Raw genomic sequence first — 21,809 nt, forward strand, 5'->3', positions numbered from 1 at the left:
ACCGATGAGCGCACCCACAGCAGAACACCGCGGTCACCTCGAGACCGTCCTGGCCGACGCGGTGATCGACGACCGCGAGGCCGGCGTCTACCGCACCAACCGGCGGATCTTCACCGACGAGGACGTCTTCGAACTCGAGATGACCCACATCTTCGAGGGCAACTGGATCTACCTGGCGCACGAGAGTCAGGTCGCCGCGCCGGGCGACTACTTCACCACGTACATGGGGCGTCAGCCCGTCGTCATCACCCGCAGCCGCGACGGTGAACTGCACTGTCTCATCAATGCGTGCGCCCACCGCGGGGCGATGGTGTGCCGCCGCAAGACCGACAACCGGATGACGCTGACCTGCCCTTTCCACGGCTGGACCTTCCGCAACGACGGGACGTTGCTCAAGGTCAAGGATCCGGAGGGCGCCGGCTATCCGGCGAGCTTCGACGTCGACGGCTCGCACAACATGACCAGGGTGGCCCGCTTCGACAGCTACCGCGGGTTCCTGTTCGGCAGCCTGAACCCGGACGTCGCCCCGCTCGGCGAGCACCTCGGCGACACCACCAAGGTCATCGACATGCTCGTCGACCAGTCCCCCGACGGGCTGGAGGTGCTGCGCGGGTCGTCGACCTACACCTACGACGGCAACTGGAAAGTGCAGGCGGAGAACGGCGCCGACGGCTACCACGTCACCGCGACGCACTGGAACTACGCCGCGACCACCTCCCGCCGCAACACCGGCGAGTCGGCCAACGACACCAAGGCGCTCGACGCGGGCAGCTGGGGCAAGTCCGGCGGCGGCTACTGGTCCTACCCGAACGGTCACCTCTGCCTGTGGACATGGGCGGCCAACCCCGAGGACCGTCCGCTGTGGGACCGGCTCGACGACCTCAAGGCCGTCCACGGCGAGGCCAAGGGCGAGTTCATGGTCAAAGGTTCGCGCAACCTGTGCCTGTATCCCAATGTCTATCTGATGGACCAGTTCTCGACGCAGATCCGCCACTTCCGGCCGATCGCGCCGGACAAGACCGAGGTCACCATCTACTGCATCGCCCCGAAGGGCGAGAGCGCCGACGCCCGCGCGCGGCGTATCCGCCAGTACGAGGACTTCTTCAACGCCTCGGGCATGGCGACCCCCGACGATCTCGAGGAGTTCCGCTCCTGCCAGCTGACCTATCAGGCCGCCGCCGCCCCGTGGAACGACATGAGCCGCGGCGCCCAGCACTGGCTGTCGGGACCGGACGAGGTCGCCGAATCGCTGGGCATGCACGGCGTCATCTCCGCCGGGGTGCGCAACGAGGACGAGGGCCTCTACCCCGTCCAGCACAGCTACTGGCTGCAGACCATGCGCGCCGCCCTGGCGCAGGACGAGACCGGATCGGAGAAGTGACCATGACGAACCAGACCGCCACCGAGGCACCGCAACTCATCACCCAGAACCTGATCGAGCAGTTCCTCTACCTCGAGGCCCGCTACCTCGACGACCGCGAGTTCGAGAAGTGGCTGGCGTGCTACGCCGACGACGTCGTCTACTGGATGCCCTCGTGGGACGACGACGACCGACTGGTCGAGGATCCGCAGCGCGACATCTCGCTGGTGTACTACGCGAACAAGGGTGGCCTCGAGGACCGGGTCTTCCGGATCCGCACCGAACGCTCCTCGGCCACTTCGCTTCCCGAGCCGCGCACGAGCCACAACATCAGCAACGTCGAGACCATCGAACGCCGCGGCGATCTCGTCGACGTCCGGTTCAACTGGCACACCATGTACTTCCGTTACAAGACCATCGACCCGTATTACGGCACGTCGTTCTACACCATCGACTTCTCCGGCGACGCCCCGCTGATCCGTCGCAAGACCGTGGTGCTCAAGAACGACTACATCCACCACGTCGTGGACATCTACCACTTCTGAGGGCCCCGCCATGACATCCACCGAGTCCCGTACCCACCAGGTCGCGCTGTCGTTCGAGGACGGCGTCACGCGGTTCATCAGCTGCCGTGACGACCAGACCGTCGCCGACGCGTCCTACCGCCAGCGCATCAACATCCCCCTGGACTGTCGCGACGGCGCCTGCGGAACGTGCAAGGCGCTCTGCGAATCCGGCACGTACGACGCTGGCAGCTACATCGACGACGCCCTGCCCGCCGACGAGGCGGCGGCCGGGTACGTGCTGCCCTGCAGCATGCGGCCCCGGTCGGATCTGGTCCTGCAGATCGCCAGCAGTTCCGAGGTGGCCAAGACCGCCGCCGCCACATTTGAGGGCACGCTCGTCGACCTGGACCGGGTGTCGCCGACGACCGTGGCGTTCGGTGTCGAGATCCCCAACCGCGACGACCTCGCCTTCCTGCCGGGCCAGTACGTCAACGTCGCGGTGCCCGGAACCGATGTGGTGCGTTCGTACTCGTTCAGCAACGCCCCGCACGAGTCACGGCTGACGTTCCTGGTGAAGCTGACCCCGGGCGGCGCCATGTCCGGCTACCTGGCCGAGCGGGCCGCGGTCGGCGACGCCATCACCTTCACCGGACCGCACGGCTCGTTCTTCCTGCGCGAGACCGAGCGGCCCATCCTGCTGTTGGCCGGTGGCACCGGCCTGGCGCCCGTGCTGTCGATGCTGCGCACCCTGCGCGCGGCGCGCAGCCCCCGCAAGGCGCACCTCGTCTACGGCGTGAGCTCGGACGCCGACCTCGTCGAACTCGACACGCTGCGCGCAGTCGCCGCGGACCTGCCCGGGTTCACCTGGGACCACTGCGTCGCCGACCCGGCCAGCACCGCGGCCAACAAAGGCCCCGACCGGGCCTACGTCACCAGCCTGATCCGGCCCGAGCATCTCTACGACGGCGACGTCGCGGTCTACCTGTGCGGGCCCCCGCCGATGGTCGAGTCGGTGCGCAAGCACGTCGCCGCCGACGGCATCGAACCGTTCGGCTTCTACTACGAGAAGTTCGCGCTGGCCGCGCCCGGCGGCGCGCCGGCAGGCGAACGATCCACCGCGCCGGCTCCCGCCGGCACCGCACCGCGCGAACAGCTGGGGCTCAGCCCGGACGCACGATCGCTGGCCGGCCAGACCCTGTTCCGCGACATCGCGATCGGGCCGGCCCCGCGCCGCGTCGCCGGCCCCGATGACGGAGACACCGCCCGCAGGATCGCCGGTCAGTCGATCGGCGTCGCAGGCGCCGGGACCGGCCCGGTCACCCCACTCGACGACGACACCGCCCTGATCACCGGCGCGGGCCGGTCGGTGGCGGGCCAACTCCTCTTCTCCGCCCAGACTTCTCCCACCCCCACCCGGACCGAACCCGCGCCCGCCGAGATCGCCGCCGACGGCTATCAGATCGGCGGGGAGCACCCCGAGGTGCACGAGTCCGACGCGATCTTCCAGGCCCGTGAAGCGCTGGAGCTGGGCGCCCTCGAGCTGACGATCGGCCGCTTGAGCGCATCACAGTTGACCGGGTACCGGCTGCTCGCCGAATCCACGCTGCCCTACGTCGACGGCGACCGATTCGTCGACGCCGCCCAGTACACCGAGACCAACGCGGCTTTCCACGACTACCTGTTCACCCTGACCGGCAACGACCACCTGCTGCAGGCCTACCAGGCCCTGGGCGTGAAGGCACGGATGAGCGACGTACTGCGCAACGCCACCTGGTGTCACCCGTTGTGCGCGCAGGACCATGTCGACATCGTCGCGGCGTTCGACGCCGGTGACCGGGATGCGGCACGATCGCTGATCGCCGCGCACGCCGAGCGCTCCAAGCAGACGATGCGGCGCGCCATGGCCGACGCCCAGGCGGCGCGGCGCCCGCGGTTCGTCACACCCGGCCGGTTCGCCGACAAGGTCGTGCTGGTCACCGGCGCCGCACAGGGCATCGGAGAGCAGACCGCCCGCCGCATCAGCGCCGAAGGCGGTCGCCTCGTGCTCGTCGACCGTTCGGAGCTGGTCAAGGAACTGGCCGACGAGCTGGCCGCCTGCGGACCGGACGCGCTGGCGGTCACGGCGGACCTCGAACACGCCGAGGGCGCCGAAGCCATGGTGGCGCAGGCATTGTCGGCGTTCGGCCGCATCGACGTGCTGATCAACAACGTCGGCGGCGCCATCAACTTCAAACCGTTCACCGAGTTCACCGACCGCGAGATCCGCGCCGAGGTCGACCGTTCGTTGATGACGACCCTGTACGCCTGCCGGGCGGCGTTGCCGTCGATGGTGGCGCGCGGCGCAGGCGTCATCGTCAACGTCTCGTCCGCCGCGACCCGCGGCATCCACCGCATCCCGTACTCCGCGGCCAAGGGCGGTATCAACGCGATCACCGCCTCGCTGGCCGTCGAGTACGCCGGCGACGGCATCCGCGTGGTCGCCGCGGCGCCGGGCGGGACGGACGCACCGCCGCGCCGGATCTCGCGCGGCACACCGGACTTCGGCACCGACACCGAGCGCGCCTGGTTCCAGGCCCACATCGACCAGACCGTCGACTCGTCACTGATGAAGCGGTACGGCACCCTGGACGAACAGGCCGCGGCCATCTGCTTCCTCGCCTCCGACGAGGCGTCCTACATCACGGGCTCGGTCCTGCCGGTGGCCGGCGGCGATCAGGGCTAGCCACGGGCGGCGCGCGCCTACGATGTGAGCGTGATGATCGTGTCCGGGGCATGCGTCGGGCGCGACCGCGAACTGGCCGAACTCGCCGCCCGCTGCGCGGCGACCGTGACGTCGGGCGCCGACGTCGTCGCCGTGCTCGGACCGCCCGGGATCGGTAAGACGGCGCTGGTCACCCGATTGGCCGCCGACCACCCCGATGCCCACACCGCACGGGCACTGCCATGGGAGACCGATATCCCGGGCGCGGTGCTCACCCAGTTGCTGCAGGACGACGCGTCCGCCGACCCGGCCGCCCGGTTCCTCGCTCGCGTCACGGCGCACCGTCCTGCGCTGGTGATCGTCGACGACGCCGAGCACTCCGACGCGCTGTCTCTGCAGGTGCTCGAGACCGCGGTGCGCCACCACCGCACCCACCCTCTGCTGGTGGTGCTCGCGACGGCGGACCCGAAACCCGCACTGACGCGGTTGGTCTCGGCGGAGATGCGGTTGACCGGCCTGGACACCGCGGGCATCGCGGAACTGGCGTCGCGGCGCGGACGGGTCCTGCATCCGACCATGGTGGCGGCGCTCACCCGGCACACTGGCGGCAATCCCCGGGACGCCCTGGCCCTGCTCGACGAGGTGCCTGCGCCGGTGTGGTCGCGCCCCGACGCGCAGTTGCCCGCGCCGGCGCACACCGTGTCCGCGGTGCGCTCTGGTCTCGAGGCCTGCGGCCCGCGTGGCCGGGCCCTGGTGGAGGCGCTGGCGGTGCTCGGGGACGGCGGATCACTCGGTGAGGCGGCGCGACTCGCCGGTCTCGACGATCCGCTGAGCGCGGTCGACGAAGCCGTGACCACCGGATTGATCACCACGACAACGGGTTTCGACGTCGCCGTCCGCTCAGGTCTGATCCGGGCGGCGGTGCTCGAGGTGATGGGTGTGCGCGCAGCGGGCCTGGCCCACCGGCGTGCGGCCGAGATCGTCCCCGACCGGGTCCGCCGGCTGCGACATCTGGTGGCGGCCAGCCCCCTCCCGGATGCCGCGTTGGCCGACGACGTCGACGCGATGGCGCGCGATCGCGGCGCCGAGGGCGCGTGGGCGGAAGCGGCGACCCTGTTCCGCGAGGCCGCAAGGCTGACCCCCGATCCGCTGCTGCGCGACGACAGGCTTACCCGATCGGTGGACGCTCTCGTCGCCGCCGGCGACACCGCAGGGGCCGCCGCGCTGGTGCCCGCGGTCGAGAGCCTGCGCGAGACACCGCTGCGCGACGCCGCGCTGGCCTATCTGGCGATCGTGCGCGGCCGCGCGGCCGAGGCGGACGTCCGGTTGCGCAGGGCGTGGAGCATCGTCAACGCCGACCGCGACCCCGAGGCGGCCGCACTGATCGCGGGCCGGTATGTCCTGCACGCGTTGATGCGTTGTCGCGGAAGCGAAATTGTGCAATGGGCGGACAGGGCGATCGCGTTGTCCGGTGACGACTCCCCGGCCGGCGTCGAGGCCGCCGCCATCCGCGGGCTCGGGTTGTCGGCGGTCGGCCATTCGGCCCGCGCCGCGGCCGCCTACGACGAGTTGAGCTCGCGCATCCGTTACGGCGCACAGGCCCAACGCATCGCGATGGGACGCGGCTGGCTGCAGTTGGCCGGCGACGACCTCGACGGCGCCCGCAGCAGCCTCGAGGGGGCCGTGTCGACCGCCGAGTCGGGCGGTTCTGCCCGGATCGCGTTGTGGGCGTTGGGGTGGCTGGCTCGCGTGCAGTTCCTGACCGGCGACTGGGACCAGGCACTGGGCACCGTCGAACGTGGGCGCCTCACGGCCGCATCCAGCGGGATCGTGCTGGTGACGCCACTCCTGGAGTGGACGGCCACGCAGGTGCACGCCCTGCGCGGCGACTTCGAGGCCGCGCAGGCCGCGGTCCTGGCCGCGGACGCCGTCACCCAGGGATACGAGATGATGCATCTGGCAACGTGTCTCGGGCGGGCGCAGATCGCCGAGGCCGAGGCGGATTACGCCGGGGTACGCCGGGCGCTCGAGCCGCTGACCAGGACGTCGGGGCACGTCACGACCGAACCCGCGCTGTGGCCGTGGGTCGACGTGCTGGCGAATGCGATGGTCCTCGACGGGCACCCCGACGCCGCCGACGCGTTCATCGGCCCGCACCGCCAGCGCGCCGACCGTCGTGCCCAGCGGTCGACCCGGGCCCGGTTGGGGTATGTCCGCGGACGGATCCTCGGCGCCGCGGGCGACATCACGGCCGCCCGGCGCGCCTTCGACGAGGCACTCGCCCTGCTCGACGGTCTCCCACTGCGCTACGACCGGGCCCGGGTCAACTTCGCCTACGGGCAGACGCTGCGCCGGGCCGGTAAACGCCGCGACGCCGACGCGGTCATCAGCACGGCGCGGGACCTCTTCCTGTCCCTCGGTGCACAGACTTACGTGGCCCGCTGCGAACGGGAACTGAAGGCCGGTGGTGTGCACGTCGTGCGCGGCCCGCGCGGCCACGCGGAGCTCACCCCGCAGGAGGATGCGGTGACGAGGCTTGTCGCGCAGGGACTTTCGAACCGTGAGGTGGCCGCCGAACTGTACGTCTCACCGAAGACCGTGCAGTACCACCTGACTCGCATCTACGCCAAACTCGGCGTGCGCTCACGCACAGAACTCGCCGCTTTGCGCAGTTGAGCGCGCCCGTCGGTGACCGGTGCCGCGGTCGCGGCCGCGACGTCGCCGAGGGACACCTTCGGTGCCAGTTCGACGAGCTCGAATCCCGAACCGGTCACGTCGAGCACGCCCAGGTTGGTGATCACCCGGCTGACCACCCGGCGGCCGGTGAGCGGGAGGTCGCAGGTGGCGACCAGCCGGGGGGCACCGCCCTTGGTCACGTGTTCCATCAGGACCACGACCCGGCCTGCCCCGTTGACCAGGTCCATCGCGCCGCCGATGCCCTTGACCATCGCACCCGGGACCATCCAGTTGGCGAGGTCGCCGGCCATCGACACCTGCATCCCGCCGAGGACGGCGACGTCGACGTGGCCGCCGCGGATCATCGCGAAACTGGTCGCCGAGTCGAAGTAGGACGCCCCGGGCACGACGGAGACCGTCTGCTTGCCCGCGTTGATCAGATCCGGGTCGACTTCGTCCTCGTACGGGAACGGGCCCACACCGAGGATGCCGTTCTCGGTGTGCAGGGTGACCTGTGAACCGTCGGGCAGGTGGTCGGGAATGAGTGTGGGCAGCCCGATCCCGAGGTTGACGTAGTCGCCGTCGCGCAGTTCGGCCGCCGCACGGGCGGCCATCTGGTCGCGGGTCCAGCTCATCGGATCGTCTCCTTGGGTCGGGCGCGGGTGGTGCGCTTCTCGATGTCCTTGCGCAGCGCCTGGATCGGGGTGAGCTCGACGATGCGCTGCACGAAGATGCCGGGCAGGTGGATCTCGTCGGGCGACAGTTCGCCGACCTCGACGACCTCCTCGGCCTCGACCAGGGTGATCCGGCCGGCCATCGCGGCGGGCGGGTTGAAATTGCGTGCGGCGGCGTGGAACCGGCAGTTGCCGGCGCGGTCGACGACGGCGGCCCGGATGAGCGCGTAGTCGGTGACGATCGCTTCCTCGAGCACCATCTCCTGACCGCCGAAGGTGCGGACTTCTTTGGGTGGGGAGGCCAGAGCGACACTGCCGTCGGGGTGGTAGCGCCACGGCAGACCGCCCTCGGCGACGAGTGTGCCGACCCCGGTCGGGGTGAAGAACGCGCCGATCCCGCTGCCGCCCGCGCGCAGTCGCTCGGCGAGCGTGCCCTGCGGGGTGAGTTCCACGGTCAGTTCCCCGGCGAGGTACTGCCTGCCGAATTCCTTGTTCTCGCCGACGTACGAGGCGATGACACGGCTGATCCGGCCCGCTTCGAGAAGCAACCCGAGTCCGGCGCCGTCGACCCCGCAGTTGTTGGAGACGATGGTCAGGCCGTCGGCGCCCTGGTCGAGTAGCGCCTCGATGAGGAACCACGGGATGCCGGCGAGGCCGAAACCGCCCACGGCCAGGCTGGCGCCCGCAGGGATGTCGGCGACCGCCTCGCGGGCCGAGCCCACGACCTTGTCGACTGTCACGCTTGCTCCAGGTGTTCGATGAGGGCGGGGGTGACGACGCCGGGCTGTTGGGCGTTCGCGAGGTGCGCCGCGTCGGGGACCACCAGCAGCCGGCCGTCCTTGACACCGTCGGCGATCTCGCGCAGCTTCGCGACGGGCGTGGCCGGGTCGCGGCTGCCGGCGACGGCCAGTGTCGGCGCGACGATCGAGGCGAGATCGTCGCGCAGGTCGAGTGCGGCGATGGCTTCGCAGCAGCCCGCGTAGCCCTCCGCGGGGGTGGCGGCCACCATGGCCTCGCACCCCGCCCGCACCGCGGGATGAGCCGCCCGGTACGCCGGGGTGAACCAGCGCTCGACGACGGCGCCCGCCACCGCGCCGCTGCCTCGCGTGCGCACGACCTCGGCGCGTTCGAGCCAGGTCGACGCCGGTGACAACGCGGTGCCGGTGCACAGCACCGCCAGCCGGTCGACGCGTTCGGGGTTGCGGGCGGCCACCCGCATCGCCGTCATACCGCCGAGGGAAAGGCCGACGAGGTGGGCGTGCTCGATGCCGAGGCGATCCAGCAGTGCGACGAGGTCGTCGGCCAGGTCGTCGATCCGGTACGGGCCGGCCGGCGTCGGTGAGGCGCCGTGGCCCCGGGTGTCGTAGCGCACGACGCGGAAGCGCGCTTCGAGCTCGGCGAGCTGTGGATCCCACATTCGGTGGGTGGAACCCAGCGAGTTGACGAGGACCACGGCCGGCCCGTCGTCACGGCCGCTGACGAGTGCGTGAACATCCACCGAAGTCATGCCTTCGAGGGTACTGACGTGCTCTTATATTGAGAAATATCCGTTTGCATCGGATTGAGACATGGGAGGTATGGAATGGAGCTGCGGCACCTTCGCTACTTCCGTGCGGTCGCCGAGGAGCTGCACTTCGGGCGCGCGGCCGAGCGACTGCACATCGCGCAGCCGCCGCTGTCCCAGCAGATCCGGGCACTCGAGCGTGAACTCGGGGTGGCGCTGCTGTCGCGCTCGACCCGCCGGGTCGAACTGACACCGGCCGGGGCCGCCTACCTCGACCGCGCGGTGGCGATCCTCGACGCCGTCGACGACGCCACCGAACTGGCGCAGCGGGTGGCCGGCGGGTCGGCGGGACGGTTGGTGATCGGCTGTGTCGGATCGGCCACCTATTCGCTGCTGCCCGCCCTCGTACGCGCGCTGCGCGAGGCGCTGCCGGGCGTCGACGTCAACGTGCGCGGTGAGATGCTGGCGCCCGCTCAGATCACCGCACTGGTCGCCGGCGAGATCGACCTGGCGCTGCTGCGGCCGCCGGTCGAGCATCCGGCCGTCCACGCGGAGACGATCCGCAGCGACCGGTTGCTGGTGGCGCTCCCCGAGGACCACCCGCTGACCGCATCGACCGAGGTGAACATTGCCGACCTGCGCGGCGACGAGTTCGTCGTCCACGCCGGACACGGGCATTCGGTGATGAACAGCGTGGTGACCGCGCTGTGCGCGGACGCGGGGTACGTCCCACGCGTGCGCCATGAGGTCGAGGAGACCTCGACCCTGGTCACGATGGTCGCCGCCGGGTTGGGCGTGGCGGTGGTGCCCGAACCCACCGCCGCGCTGGGCGTCACGGGCGTCCGCTACCGTCCGCTGTCCGGCGGGCGGCCCGTCACCGTCGACCTGCTGGCCGCGCACGCCACGCGGGCCTATTCCCCCTTGGTCGAACGCGTGCTGGAGGTCTTGCGCCGAGTCGCCCGAACCCAGCAGCGGCCCGACATAGGGTGAGGCCATGGCAGACAAGCCCTTGTCCGGAAAGACCATGTTCATCTCCGGCGCCAGCCGCGGTATCGGTTTGGCCATCGCCAAGCGTGTCGCCGCCGACGGCGCCAACATCGCGCTGGTCGCCAAGACCGCCGAACCGCACCCCAAGTTGCCCGGCACGATCTACACCGCGGCCCAGGAGATCGAGGAGGCCGGCGGTCGGGCGCTGCCCATCGTGGGCGACATCCGCGACGGTGATTCGGTCACCGCCGCGGTCGCCCAGACCGTCGAGCAGTTCGGCGGCATCGACATGTGCGTCAACAATGCGTCGGCGATCAACCTGGGCTCCGTCGAGGAGGTGCCGCTCAAACGCTTCGACCTGATGAACGGCATCCAGGTGCGCGGCACCTACGCCGTCACGCAGGCCTGCATCCCGCACATGAAGGGCCGCGACAACCCGCACATCCTGACGCTGTCACCGCCGATCCGGCTGGAGCCGCAGTGGCTGACCCCGACGGCCTACATGATGGCCAAGTTCGGGATGACGTTGTGCGCGTTGGGTATCGCCGAGGAGATGCGGGAGGCGGGCATCGCGTCGAACACCCTGTGGCCGCGCACGATGGTGGCCACCGCCGCGGTGCAGAACCTGCTCGGCGGCGACGAGGCGATGGCCCGCGCCCGCAAACCCGAGGTGTACGCCGACGCCGCGTACGCGGTGTTGACGAAACCGGCGCGCGGATACACCGGGCAGACCCTGCTGTGCGAGGACGTCCTGCTCGAATCCGGCGTCACCGATCTGTCGGTCTACGACTGCATCCCGGGCTCGGAACTGGGCGTCGACCTGTGGGTGGACTCCCCCAACCCGCCGGGCTACACCGCATCCTGACGTCGAGATTGCTTCCACGGTCGTTGATCTCGGCTCCCGCGCGACCGTGAGCGCAATCTGCGCGACGCGGGCGCGGTCAGGTCGCCTGGTAGACGATCCCGCGCCCGATCGCCTCCCGCACCACCGGCAGCGCCGCGGTGGCCAACGCCTCGGCGTCGACGTCGTGGAAGGCGGCCAGCAGGTCGATCAGCGTGCCCAGCGGCACCTCACCGCGGCATCCCGCCAGCAGCGCTCGCGACACCTCGTCGACGCCGAGCACCGCGCCCGGCCCACCCGGACGGCGGACCGCCGCGCCGACCACCTGCCAGCCGTCGGGTCCGGGCAGTGACTGCTCTTCCAGGAACACCGGCGCGGTGGACAACCGGGCGGCGAGCAGATCCGCATCGCTGTTGTGGTGCAGGTACTCCCGACGGGCGAAGAACGCGTCGACCTCCGCGCCGGTGACGATCTCGTCGGCGCCGGTGATCTCCTCGAGCACGTGCTCGGGCGGACGCCGGTCGGCGGCGCGCGGGGCGCGCAGGGAGATCACGCCCATGCCGATCGCGGTGATGTCCTCGGCGGCGAACCAGTCGAGCCACTCCCCGCCCCGACGGGCCGCGTCCTGCGCGGATTCGCCGGCGTCGGAGGTCCACAGGGTGACGTAGCTGACCGGATCGGCGAGTTCGCGCTGCACCACCCACGCATGCAGACCCGTGTCCGCGAGCCAGCCGCGCACGCGCTCACGCCAGTCCTGGCCGTCGCGCACGATCCAGTTGGCCATGACGTGCGCGGTGCCGCCCGGTTCGAGGTGGTCACCGACCTGCTCGATCAGGTTGCGGCACAACGTGTCTGCAACCATCCCGGAATCGCGGTAGATGTAGTCGCGGGCGCCGGCGCCCACCACGAACGGCGGATTGGACACGATGAGGTCGAAACGCTCGCCGGCGACCGGCTCGAACAGGCTGCCGCACCGCAGATCCCACGACATCCCGTTCAGCCGTGCGGTCGCCGCGGCCAGCGCCAGCGCCCGCTGGTTGGTGTCGGTGGCGACGATCTCGGCGCAGTGCGCGTCGAGGTGCAGCGCCTGGATACCGCAACCGGTGCCGAGATCCAATGCGCGAGTTACTGGTTGACGCACCACCGCACGCACCAGCGACACCGACGCGCCGCCGATGCCGAGGACGTGATCGCGGCGCACGGCGCCCGCGCGCAATGCGGAATCGAGGTCGGAGACCACCAGGAGGTCCCGCTGCCCGTCGCCGTGCGGACGGATGTCCAGGGCGGCCCGCACCGAACCCTGCGATGTGCTCGCCAGGACACCGTTGGCGACGAGCGCGTCGACCCCGGCGGCCGGGAAGGCCGCCTCGACCCGGTTTCGCGGTTCGTCGGCGCCGAGCAGGAACAGCCGCACCAGCACCGCCAGCGCCTGCTGCTGCGGTGCGGCCCGCTCGGTCACCCGCAGCGCGGGCCACCACACCCCCCGGGCGAACGCCGCGTCGGCATCGGCACCCAGCAACCCCGCCACCCCGTCGGTGGTGTACCCCGCGGCCCGCAGGTCGGCGCCGAGGGCGTCGACGACGGCGGTGGAGTGCAGCGGACCCGGCGGCCCGCTCAAAGCAGCGTGGCCTGTTCGGGCTCCGGCTCGGCCGGTGCGATCAGCTCCGGACCGTTGTTGCGCACGCTGTTCACCAGCCGGGACACCTCGCGGACCTCGATGCGGTCGAGGTCGCCGTGGCCGCGCAGCAGCCCCTCGTCGATCGGGGCGTCGGGGTCGAGCCAACGGTCCCAGTCGTCGGCGCTGATGGTCAGCGGCATGCGGTCGTGGATCTCCGCGAGCGGTCCCGCCGCGTCGGTGGTGATGATCGCGCAGCTGACCAGCGGCGGCGCGTCTCTCGGCGCGTCTTTGGGCCGCCACGTGGTCCACAGCCCCGCCATGAACAGCGGTTCACCGTCAGCGCCGTACATGAAGAACGGGGTCTTCGCCGCCTTCTTCTTCCCGCCGTCGGCCGGGTTCGGTCGCCACTCGTACCAGCCGTCCATCGGCACCAGACAGCGCTTGCTCTTGGCCGAGCTGCGGAACGCCGGCGACGTGGTGACCTTGTCGGCACGCGCGTTGATCAGCAGTGGGCCCTTGTTGTCCGGTGCGCCGTCCTCACTGCTCTTGACCCACGGCGGGATGAGCCCCCACCGCATCGACCGCAGCCGGCGCGTCGCCTCGTCCTCGGGGTCGCTGTGCCGCTTCACCACCGTGCTGATGGTGGTGGTCGGCGCCACGTTGTAATTCGGGCCGGACTCGTTCGGCGCCGTGGTGGTCTCGTCGATCGCCTTGATCTTCTCGGCCAGCAGGGCCGGGTCGGTGGTGACTGCGAATCGTCCACACATACCTCCGATAGTGGCACGCCGAACCGACAAGGCAGGATGGGTGCCGTGAACAACTGGCCGGCCCCGTCGACGCCGACCCCCGTGCACGCGACGGTGACCATCCCCGGCTCGAAATCCCAGACCAACCGCGCCCTGGTGCTCGCGGCGCTCGCCACCCCGCAGGGCACGTCGACGATCAGCGGCGCACTGCGCAGCCGCGACACCGACCTGATGATCGGTGCCCTGCAGACGCTCGGCTTCGACATCGAATGCGTCGACGCCCCGAACTGTGAGTTCGAGGTCCGCGGCGGCCTCTCCCCGGCGGCCGGCGCCCGCGTCGACTGCGGGCTGGCGGGCACGGTGCTGCGGTTCCTTCCGCCGGTGGCGGCGCTGAGCACCGAGACCGTGGAATTCGACGGCGACGAGCAGGCCCGCACCCGCCCCATCGCCCCGCTGCTGGCCGGGCTGAAGGCCCTCGGCGTGCGGATCGACGGCGACGGGCTGCCGTTCCGCGTGCGCGGCGAGGGATCGGTGGCCGGCGGCACCGTCGAGATCGACGCCTCGGCGTCGTCGCAGTTCGTCTCCGGGCTGATGCTCTCGGGGGCGGCGTTCCGCGACGGCCTGACCATCGTGCACACCGGTGAATCGGTCCCGTCGGCGCCGCACGTGGCGATGACCGTCAGCATGCTGCGCGACGCCGGTGTCGAGGTCGACGACACCGAGGCCAACCGGTGGACCGTGCGGCCCGGGCCCGTCGCCGCCCGGCACTGGACCATCGAACCGGATCTGTCCAACGCGGTGCCGTTCCTGGCCGCGGGCGTGGTCAGCGGCGGCGCGGTCCGGGTCACCGGCTGGCCGGCGGTGAGCACCCAGCCCGCCGACGCGATCCTGGCGATCCTCGAGAAGGTCGGCGCGGCGGTGCGCCGGACCGACTCGTACCTCGAGGTGCAGGGCACCCGGCTGTACGAGGGGTTCGACGCGGACCTGCACGACGTCGGTGAGCTCACCCCGGCAGTGGCGGCGCTGGCCGCGGTGGCCATTCCCGGAGCCGTGTCCCGGTTGCGCGGCGTCGCGCACCTGCGCGGCCACGAGACCGACCGGCTCGCGGCGCTGAGCGCCGAGATCAACGGCCTCGGCGGGCAGTGCGAGGAGACCGACGACGGACTGGTGATCACCGCCGCGCCCCTGCACGGCGGCGTCTGGCACTCCTATGCCGACCACCGGATGGCGATGGCCGGCGCGATCGTCGGATTGCGCACCCCGGGTGTCGAGGTCGAGGACATCGGCACCACCGGCAAGACCTTGCCCGAGTTCCCGCAGATGTGGGCGGACATGCTGGCGGGACAGACGACCACCGACCCCGAGGCAGGCGCTTGAGCCCTCGCGAGTACGACGAGTCCGACGTCCGGGTGCGGCCGGGTCGGGGCTCGCGTCCGCGGACGAAGACCCGGCCCGAGCACGCCGACGCCCGCAGCGCCATGGTGGTGACCGTCGACCGGGGCCGCTGGGGGTGCGCGCTCGACCGCGACCCGGAGCACGTGGTGACCGCGATGCGGGCCCGCGAACTGGGCCGCACCCCGATCGTGGTGGGCGACGACGTCGAGGTGGTCGGCGACCTGACGGGGCGACCGGACACACTGGCGCGCATCGTGCGCCGCGGCGAACGCCGAAGCGTGTTGCGGCGCACCGCGGACGACACCGATCCGACCGAACGGGTGGTGGTCGCCAACGCCGATCAACTGCTCGTCGTCGTGGCGCTGGCGGATCCGCCGCCGCGGACCGGGTTCGTCGAACGCTCCCTGATCGCGGCCTACGCCGGTGGGTTGACGCCGATCCTGTGTCTGACCAAGAGCGATCTCGCCCCGGCCGAACCGTTCGCCGCCCAGTTCACCGACCTCGACCTCACCGTGATCACCGCGGGGCGCGACGACGCGCTCGACGATGTCGTGCCGCTGCTGATCGGGAAGGTCACCGTGCTGCTCGGCCATTCCGGTGTCGGCAAATCGACACTGGTGAATCGTCTTGTGCCGCAGGCACACCGGGCCATCGGTGAGGTGAGCGGCGTCGGGAAGGGGCGACACACCTCGACGCAGTCGGTCGCCCTGCCGCTGGCGGAGGACGGCTGGGTGGTCGACACGCCGGGCATCCGCTCCTTCGGCCTGGCCCACATCGCCCCCGACGACGTGCTGCTGGCGTTCTCGGACCTGGCCGAGGCCATCGCCGAATGCCCCCGCGGCTGCGGGCACATGGGTCCGCCCGCCGACCCCGAATGTGCACTCGACCACCTCACCGGTGCGGCCGCCGGCCGGGTGAGCGCCGCCCGTCACCTGCTCGGTGCGCTCAACGAGGCGTGACCGTTTCGCACACCCACAGCGACCTGACAGGACCGTAACGGAAGTCCCGTGGCGTGTGTGGGGTTGCAGGAACCGGGCACCCACACCACGTCGAAGCAACTACGTCAGAAGGAGGCTCGACCTTGAGCACCGTTCCCACAGTCACCCTGAACGACGGCGCCTCGATTCCCCAGTTGGGGTTCGGCGTCTACCAGATCAAACCCGACGAGACCGCGAACGCGGTGAAGACGGCGCTGGACATCGGCTACCGCCACATCGACACCGCGCAGATGTACCAGAACGAGCGCGGGGTCGGCGAGGGCATCCGAGACTCCGGTGTCGACCGCGACGAGGTCTTCATCACCAGCAAGCTCAACAACGGGTTCCACCGTCCCGACGACGCCCGCCGCGCGTTCGACACGACGTTGAGCGAGCTGGGTTTCGATCACGTCGACCTGTTCCTCATCCACTGGCCGTTGCCGACCCTGTACGACGGCGACTTCGTCTCGACGTGGCAGACACTCGAGGAGTTCAAGAAGGACGGCCGCGCCCGCAGCATCGGCGTGTCGAACTTCCAGGTCGACCATCTCGAGCGCCTCGCCCGCGAGACGGACACGGTGCCCGCGGTCAACCAGATCGAGGTGCACCCGTACTTCGTCAACGACGCGGTGCGCACCTACGGCAACGAACACGGTATCGCCACGGAGGCGTGGTCGCCGATCGCCCAGGGGCAGGTGCTCGACGATTCCACGGTCACCCGCATCGCCGAGGCGAGCGGCAAGTCACCCGCGCAGGTCGTGTTGCGCTGGCACATCCAGCGTGGCGACATCATCTTCCCGAAATCGGTTACACCGCAACGCATTCAGGAGAACTTCGACCTGTTCGACTTCGAGCTCGGTGGTGCCGACGTCGACGCGCTGTCCGCTCTCGACAAGGGCGAGCAGGGCCGCATCGGGCCGAATCCGGACACGTTCGACTACATCCCCGACTGACCCCCGACGCCGAAAACTGCGGGGAGATCCACGATTTCGATGAAATCGCGATCTCCCCGCAGTTTCGGTGCGCTCGGTTTCCGGCTCTACGCGGCCAGCGTCCCGCGGGACTCGCGCTTCTCGCGACGGCGGGCCCGCACGGCGGCGATCGACGACCGCAGACCGCGCCGCTGGCTCGGCTCGAGTTCGGCGAACATCCGCTCGCTGCGGGTCTCGGGCGCATTGTCGGCGGTGTCGCGCAGGTACTTGTCCGGCAGGGACAGCTTGGCGATCGTGCGCCAGGTCTTGCCGTACTGCACCAGGAACGCACCTGTCGTGTAGGGCAGGTCGTACTTGTCGCAGATCTCCTGCACGCGCTTGGAGATCTCGTGCAGCCGGTTGCTGGGCAGGTCCGGGTACAGGTGGTGTTCGATCTGGTGGCACAGGTTGCCGCTCATGAAGCGCAGCAGCCAGCCGCCTTCGAAGTTGGCACTGCCGAGCATCTGGCGCAGGTACCACTGCCCCTTGGACTCGCCGACCATGTCGGTCTTGGTGAACTTCTCCGCGCCGTCGGGGAAGTGACCGCAGAAGATCACCGCGTTCGACCACACGTTGCGGATGACGTTCGCCACCGCGTTGGCCGTCAGCGTCGACCGGTAGGTCGCACCCGGCGACAGCGCCGTCACGGCCGGCCAGGCCACGTAGTCCTTCACCAGCTGCGTGCCCGCCTTGGCGGCGAATTCGCCTGCCCGGACCTTGCTCTCGTCGCGGTTGTCGCGACCCTTGAAGACCTTGCCGAGCTCGACGTGCTGCAGCGCGACGCCCCACTCGAACCCGATGGCGAGGATGGCGTTGTACAGCAGGTTGCCGAGGTTGAACGGCTTCCACTTGGCATCGCGGGTGACGCGCAGCAGGCCGTAGCCCACGTCGTCGTCCATCCCGAGGATGTTGGTGTACTTGTGGTGCATGAAGTTGTGGGTGAACCGCCAGTGTTTGGAGGAGCCACCCATGTCCCACTCCCATGACGAGGAGTGGATCTCGGGATCGTTCATCCAATCCCACTGACCGTGCATGACGTTGTGGCCGATCTCCATGTTCTCGATGATCTTGGCCACGCCCAGCGTCGTGGTGCCGGCCCACCAGGCCGACCGTCGGGAGCTCGCGGCCAGCATCAGCCGGCCGGCCAACTCGAGTGCGCGCTGCGCCGCGATGGTGCGGCGGATGTAGCGCGCGTCGCGCTCACCGAGGGAGTCTTCGATGTCCTGCCTGATCGTGTCGAGTTCGACACCCAGGCTCTCGATGTCGGCGTCGGTGAGATGTGCGAATTCAGGAACGTCTGTGATTGCCATCTTGGCGCCTCCTTCCTCTACCTACGGTAGCGTAACCTACGAGATCGTAGGTTACCAGTGGGTAACTGCTAAACGTCCAGAACGCAATCGCCGGACGCCGCCGACACGCAGGTCTGGATGCGGGTGCCGGCCTCGTGCTCCACACCGGTGCGCAGGTCGCGCACGTGGCCGTCGACCAGGCCGACGACACACGATTGACAGATACCCATCCGGCAGCCGAACGGCATCTGCACACCGACCTTCTCCCCCGCATCCATGAGCGAGGTGGCCGCATCCGCGTCGACGGTCTTGCCGCTGCGGGCGAACGACACCGTGCCGCCCTCGCCGTGCGGCGCCGCCTTGGTGACCGCGAACCGCTCCAGGTGCAGCTCGTCGGCGATCCCGGCCTGCTTCCACACCTTCTCGGCGTCGTCGAGCATGCCCTCGGGCCCACACGCCCACGTCTGGCGTTCCCGCCAGTCGGGCACGATCTCGTCGAGCCGGGACAGGTCGAGACGCCCCTGTGTGCGCGTGGTCCGCACCTGCAGCCGATAGCCGTCGTGGCTGCCCTCCAGAGCCGCCAACTCGGCGCCGAACATGACGTCGGCGTCGGTCGGCGCGGAGTGCACGTGGACGACGTCGGTGATCTGATCGCGCCGCACGAGGGTGCGCAGCATCGACATCACCGGCGTGATGCCGGAGCCGCCCGTGAGGAACAGCACCTTGGCCGGAGCCGGGTCGGGCATGACGAAGTTGCCCTGCGGGGCCGCCAACCGCACGATCGTGCCGGGCGCCACCCCGCCGACGAGGTGCGTCGACAGGAACCCCTCGGGCATGGCCTTGACCGTGATGGCGATGGTGCGGCCCCCGCTGCGCGGGCTGGAGGTCAGCGAATAGCTGCGCCAGCGCCAGCGCCCGTCGACCAGCAGGCCGATGCCGATGTACTGGCCCGGCTCATAGTCGAACGTGAAACCCCACCCCGGCTTGATCACCAGCGTTGCGGAGTCCTCGGTCTCGCGGCGGACGTCGATGACACGACCACGCAACTCGCGCGCCGACCACAGCGGGTTGGCGAGTTGCAGGTAGTCGTCGGGCAGCAGCGGTGTGGTGATCCGGGCGGCGATGTTGCGCAGCGCGTTGAGAGCGGGGTGCTTCGCAGCGACGCGGGGGCGCACGGTGTCGACGACTTTGGCAGAGACTTTGATCTGACTCTTGGCCATGAACCTACGGTACCGTAACTTACGGTTCCGTATCCAGTTTCAGAGCAGGTCGAGCAGGAAGGGCAGTTCCTGCGGGGCGTACCACGCCAGGTCGTGGTCCTGCGCATCGCCGACGGTGAGCTCGGCGTCCTCGTCACCGAAGTCGGCGACGTCGACGGCGTCGATGGCGAGCCGGACCGCGCTCTCCGCGTCCGCGTTGTCCACATAGGCCGCGATCACGTCCGAATACTCCACGGCGCCGGTCAATCGCACCACGGCCTCGTCCAGGTCCGGCCGGGCGGCCGCACCCTCGACGTCGGCGACGAGCACCGCCCGCCGCGGCGGCAGGTTCGAGGCGCCGTCGTCGGCGGCCAGCAGCCGCAGGGAGGCCAGCGCCGCATCGCGCAGCGCGACCTCGGCCAGTTCCTCGTCGTCACCCTCGGCGTAGGACTCGCGCAGGGTCGGCGTGACCGCGAAGGCGGTGCCGTTCACCGCGCGCAACGACCGGTCGGCGACGAGCTGGGCGAGCATGGCGAGGGTCACCGGGATGTAGACGCGCATCCCGCGAGACTAACTACCTGGCGCCGGGATCCTTCTCCACCGAGATGATGAAGTCGTCGCCGTGTTCGGTGACGCCGTGGATGACCGCCTCGTCCACCGCCTCCGCGGCGTACTTCTTCCGCACCACCATCGGGTCGTGCCGCAGGTCTTTGACCAGCGCCACCGCCAGGCCCACCATGACGAGCACGAAGGGCAGCGCGGCGATGATCGTGATGGTCTGCAGACCCGTCAGGGCGTCCGCACCGCCGACGAGCAGCATCACCAAGGCCACCGCACCGGTGGTCACACCCCAGAAGATCACCACACCGCGGGTGGGTCTGATGGTGCCGCGTTCGGACAGCGAACCCATCACGATCGACGCGGCGTCGGCGCCGGACACGAAGAAGATCGCCACCAGGACCATCACCAGGACGCTGGCGACGGTCGCGATCGGATACTGCTCGAGCAGGGTGAACAGCTGCTCCTCGTTGCTGCCCTGACCGGCCAGGTCCACCCCACCCTCCTGGGTGTTGATCGCCGCGCCGCCCAGGATGCAGAACCACACCAGCGACACCAGGCTGGGCACGAGCAGCACGCCCGTGACGAACTGCCGGATGGTGCGCCCGCGCGAGATGCGGGCGATGAACATGCCGACGAACGGTGTCCACGAGATCCACCACGCCCAGTAGAAGATCGTCCACGACTGCAGCCAGGTGTCCACATCGGGACCCTCGGCGCCGGTGCGGGCGGACATCATCGCCAGGTCGGCCAGGTAGCTGCCCATCGACGTCGGCAACAGGTTGAGGATGAAGACCGTCGGGCCGACGACGAAGATGAACAACGCCAGCAGCATGGCGAGCACCATGTTGATGTTCGACAGCCACTGGATGCCGCGCGCCACCCCGGAGACGGCCGACAGCACGAACGCGACCGTCAGGGCCGTGATGATGACAATCAGGACGGCGTTGCCGGTCTCGCCGATGCCGCCGACGATCTGTAGGCCGCTGCGGATCTGCAACGCTCCCAGGCCCAGCGAGGCCGCCGACCCGAACAGCGTGGCGAAGATCGCCAGCATGTCGATGACCTTGCCCCACGGCCCGTTGGCGCGACTTCCGATCAGGGGTTCGAAAGCCGCGCTGATCAGCTGCAGCCTGCCCTTGCGGTAGACGCCGTACGCGATGGCCAGGCCGACGACGGCGTAGATCGCCCACGGATGCAGCGTCCAGTGGAACAGCGTCGTCGCCATCGCGGACTGGACCGCTTCCGAGCCGCCCTCGGGCCCGACGCCGGGCGGAGGGGTCGCGAAGTGGGTCAGCGGCTCGGCCACACCGAAGAACATCAATCCGATGCCCATCCCGGCGCTGAACATCATCGCGACCCACGACACGCTGCGGAATTCGGGTTCCTCGTCGTCGCGGCCGAGGGGGATGTTGCCGTAGCGGCCCAGCGCCAGCCACAGCACGAAGACCACGAACCCCGACGCGGTGAGCACGAACAGCCACCCGGTGTTGTCCATCACCCAGGCCAGGGCGTTGCCCGACGCCGTCGCCAGCGAATCCGTGCTGATGAACCCCCAGGCGAGGAACGCCACGGCGATGACGGCCGTGACGCCGAAGACGACCCAGTCGAGACCCCGGGAGCCGGTGTAGGCCTCGTGTCGGACCGGGACGTCGAGAACGGGATGCGGGATCGCCTCGTCGGTGGGCGACTTGATCGCGTCGATGTTGTGCCGCCGCGGCTTTTCGTTGTCCTTCTCGGAGCTGACCGTCATGGTCTGACCATGAGACCCCGGCGACCGTGTCGCGTCAATCCCTCGTCGGCCACG

18 protein-coding genes are annotated in these 21,809 nt (G+C 70.0%); 9 read left to right on the forward strand and 9 right to left on the reverse strand.

Annotation, left to right across the window (positions count from 1 at the left end; genetic code table 11):
• Positions 1–4 precede the first annotated feature (4 nt).
• From benA to AU195_RS13720, 4 genes are read left to right on the forward strand one after another with little or no spacing between them, the layout of a single operon-like run.
• Positions 5–1,381, forward strand: a complete 1,377-nt coding sequence (gene benA / locus AU195_RS13705) for a benzoate 1,2-dioxygenase large subunit (protein ID WP_059159603.1) — start codon at positions 5–7, stop codon at positions 1,379–1,381.
• A gap of 2 nt (positions 1,382–1,383) precedes the next feature.
• Positions 1,384–1,905, forward strand: coding sequence for a benzoate 1,2-dioxygenase small subunit (gene benB / locus AU195_RS13710; RefSeq protein WP_059159604.1), 522 nt, complete (start codon positions 1,384–1,386; stop codon positions 1,903–1,905).
• 10 nt (positions 1,906–1,915) lie between these two features.
• Positions 1,916–4,588, forward strand: a complete 2,673-nt coding sequence (gene benC / locus AU195_RS13715) for a benzoate 1,2-dioxygenase electron transfer component BenC (protein ID WP_059159605.1) — start codon at positions 1,916–1,918, stop codon at positions 4,586–4,588.
• A gap of 33 nt (positions 4,589–4,621) precedes the next feature.
• Entirely contained in the window at positions 4,622–7,243 is a 2,622-nt protein-coding gene (locus tag AU195_RS13720; RefSeq protein WP_059159729.1) for a helix-turn-helix transcriptional regulator, read from the forward strand.
• Here the strand turns inward: AU195_RS13720 and AU195_RS13725 are convergent.
• Genes AU195_RS13725 through pcaD form a run of 3 tightly spaced genes read right to left on the reverse strand, consistent with a single transcriptional unit; the run spans position 7,189 to position 9,424 of the window.
• Positions 7,189–7,878: a 3-oxoacid CoA-transferase subunit B gene (locus AU195_RS13725; RefSeq protein ID WP_059159606.1), complete on the reverse strand. Its 690-nt coding sequence runs from the start codon at positions 7,876–7,878 to the stop codon at positions 7,189–7,191. The two genes, AU195_RS13720 and AU195_RS13725, sit on opposite strands and share 55 nt — an antisense overlap.
• On the reverse strand, positions 7,875–8,657 hold the full coding sequence (locus tag AU195_RS13730; RefSeq protein ID WP_059159607.1) for a CoA transferase subunit A: 783 nt from the start codon (positions 8,655–8,657) through the stop codon (positions 7,875–7,877). Before AU195_RS13730 ends, AU195_RS13725 begins: the two co-directional genes overlap by 4 nt.
• Positions 8,654–9,424 (reverse strand): 3-oxoadipate enol-lactonase, encoded by a 771-nt coding sequence (gene pcaD / locus AU195_RS13735; protein ID WP_059159608.1) that lies wholly within the window; start codon positions 9,422–9,424, stop codon positions 8,654–8,656. Before pcaD ends, AU195_RS13730 begins: the two co-directional genes overlap by 4 nt.
• 75 nt (positions 9,425–9,499) lie before the next feature.
• Between pcaD and AU195_RS13740 the strand changes: the two genes are divergently transcribed.
• Positions 9,500–10,411, forward strand: a complete 912-nt coding sequence (locus AU195_RS13740; RefSeq protein ID WP_059159609.1) for a LysR substrate-binding domain-containing protein — start codon at positions 9,500–9,502, stop codon at positions 10,409–10,411.
• Between the two features lie 4 nt (positions 10,412–10,415).
• Complete coding sequence (locus AU195_RS13745) at positions 10,416–11,273, forward strand: SDR family oxidoreductase (RefSeq protein WP_082703058.1); 858 nt, start codon at positions 10,416–10,418, stop codon at positions 11,271–11,273.
• A 76-nt stretch (positions 11,274–11,349) separates the two neighbouring features.
• Here AU195_RS13745 and AU195_RS13750 read toward each other — a convergent pair whose 3' ends face one another.
• Complete coding sequence (locus AU195_RS13750; RefSeq protein WP_059159610.1) at positions 11,350–12,867, reverse strand: DUF7782 domain-containing protein; 1,518 nt, start codon at positions 12,865–12,867, stop codon at positions 11,350–11,352.
• Positions 12,864–13,634, reverse strand: a complete 771-nt coding sequence (locus AU195_RS13755) for an SOS response-associated peptidase (protein ID WP_059159611.1) — start codon at positions 13,632–13,634, stop codon at positions 12,864–12,866. Before AU195_RS13755 ends, AU195_RS13750 begins: the two co-directional genes overlap by 4 nt.
• Positions 13,635–13,670: 36 nt before the next feature.
• On the opposite strand from AU195_RS13755, the gene aroA reads away from it, so the two are divergent.
• The 3 genes from aroA (at position 13,671) to AU195_RS13770 (ending at position 16,938) form a co-directional block, all read left to right on the forward strand.
• Positions 13,671–14,990 carry a 3-phosphoshikimate 1-carboxyvinyltransferase gene (aroA, locus tag AU195_RS13760; RefSeq protein WP_059159612.1) on the forward strand — a complete coding sequence of 440 codons (1,320 nt, stop codon included), beginning with the start codon at positions 13,671–13,673 and terminating at the stop codon, positions 14,988–14,990.
• Complete coding sequence (gene rsgA / locus AU195_RS13765; RefSeq protein WP_059159613.1) at positions 14,987–15,967, forward strand: ribosome small subunit-dependent GTPase A; 981 nt, start codon at positions 14,987–14,989, stop codon at positions 15,965–15,967. Before aroA ends, rsgA begins: the two co-directional genes overlap by 4 nt.
• Before the next feature lie 122 nt (positions 15,968–16,089).
• Entirely contained in the window at positions 16,090–16,938 is an 849-nt protein-coding gene (locus AU195_RS13770; protein ID WP_059159614.1) for an aldo/keto reductase, read from the forward strand.
• A gap of 86 nt (positions 16,939–17,024) precedes the next feature.
• Here the strand turns inward: AU195_RS13770 and AU195_RS13775 are convergent, their stop codons facing one another.
• The 4 genes from AU195_RS13775 to AU195_RS13790 all read right to left on the reverse strand — a co-directional run bounded on the left by AU195_RS13775 (position 17,025) and on the right by AU195_RS13790 (position 21,755).
• The gene (locus AU195_RS13775) at positions 17,025–18,266 is read right to left on the reverse strand and encodes a fatty acid desaturase family protein (RefSeq protein ID WP_059159615.1); all 1,242 of its coding nucleotides are present in this window, start codon (positions 18,264–18,266) and stop codon (positions 17,025–17,027) included.
• A 68-nt stretch (positions 18,267–18,334) separates the two neighbouring features.
• Positions 18,335–19,465 carry a ferredoxin reductase gene (locus AU195_RS13780; protein WP_059159616.1) on the reverse strand — a complete coding sequence of 377 codons (1,131 nt, stop codon included), beginning with the start codon at positions 19,463–19,465 and terminating at the stop codon, positions 18,335–18,337.
• Positions 19,466–19,504: 39 nt separating this feature from the next.
• A complete protein-coding gene (locus AU195_RS13785) occupies positions 19,505–20,005 on the reverse strand; it encodes a DUF6912 family protein (RefSeq protein WP_059159617.1) in 501 nt (166 codons plus the stop codon).
• Between the two features lie 13 nt (positions 20,006–20,018).
• Positions 20,019–21,755: a BCCT family transporter gene (locus AU195_RS13790; protein WP_059159618.1), complete on the reverse strand. Its 1,737-nt coding sequence runs from the start codon at positions 21,753–21,755 to the stop codon at positions 20,019–20,021.
• Between the last annotated feature and the right edge of the window lie 54 nt (positions 21,756–21,809).

It is taken from the genome of Mycobacterium sp. IS-1496 (assembly GCF_001499995.1).
In the GTDB taxonomy this organism is placed as follows: domain Bacteria; phylum Actinomycetota; class Actinomycetes; order Mycobacteriales; family Mycobacteriaceae; genus Mycobacterium.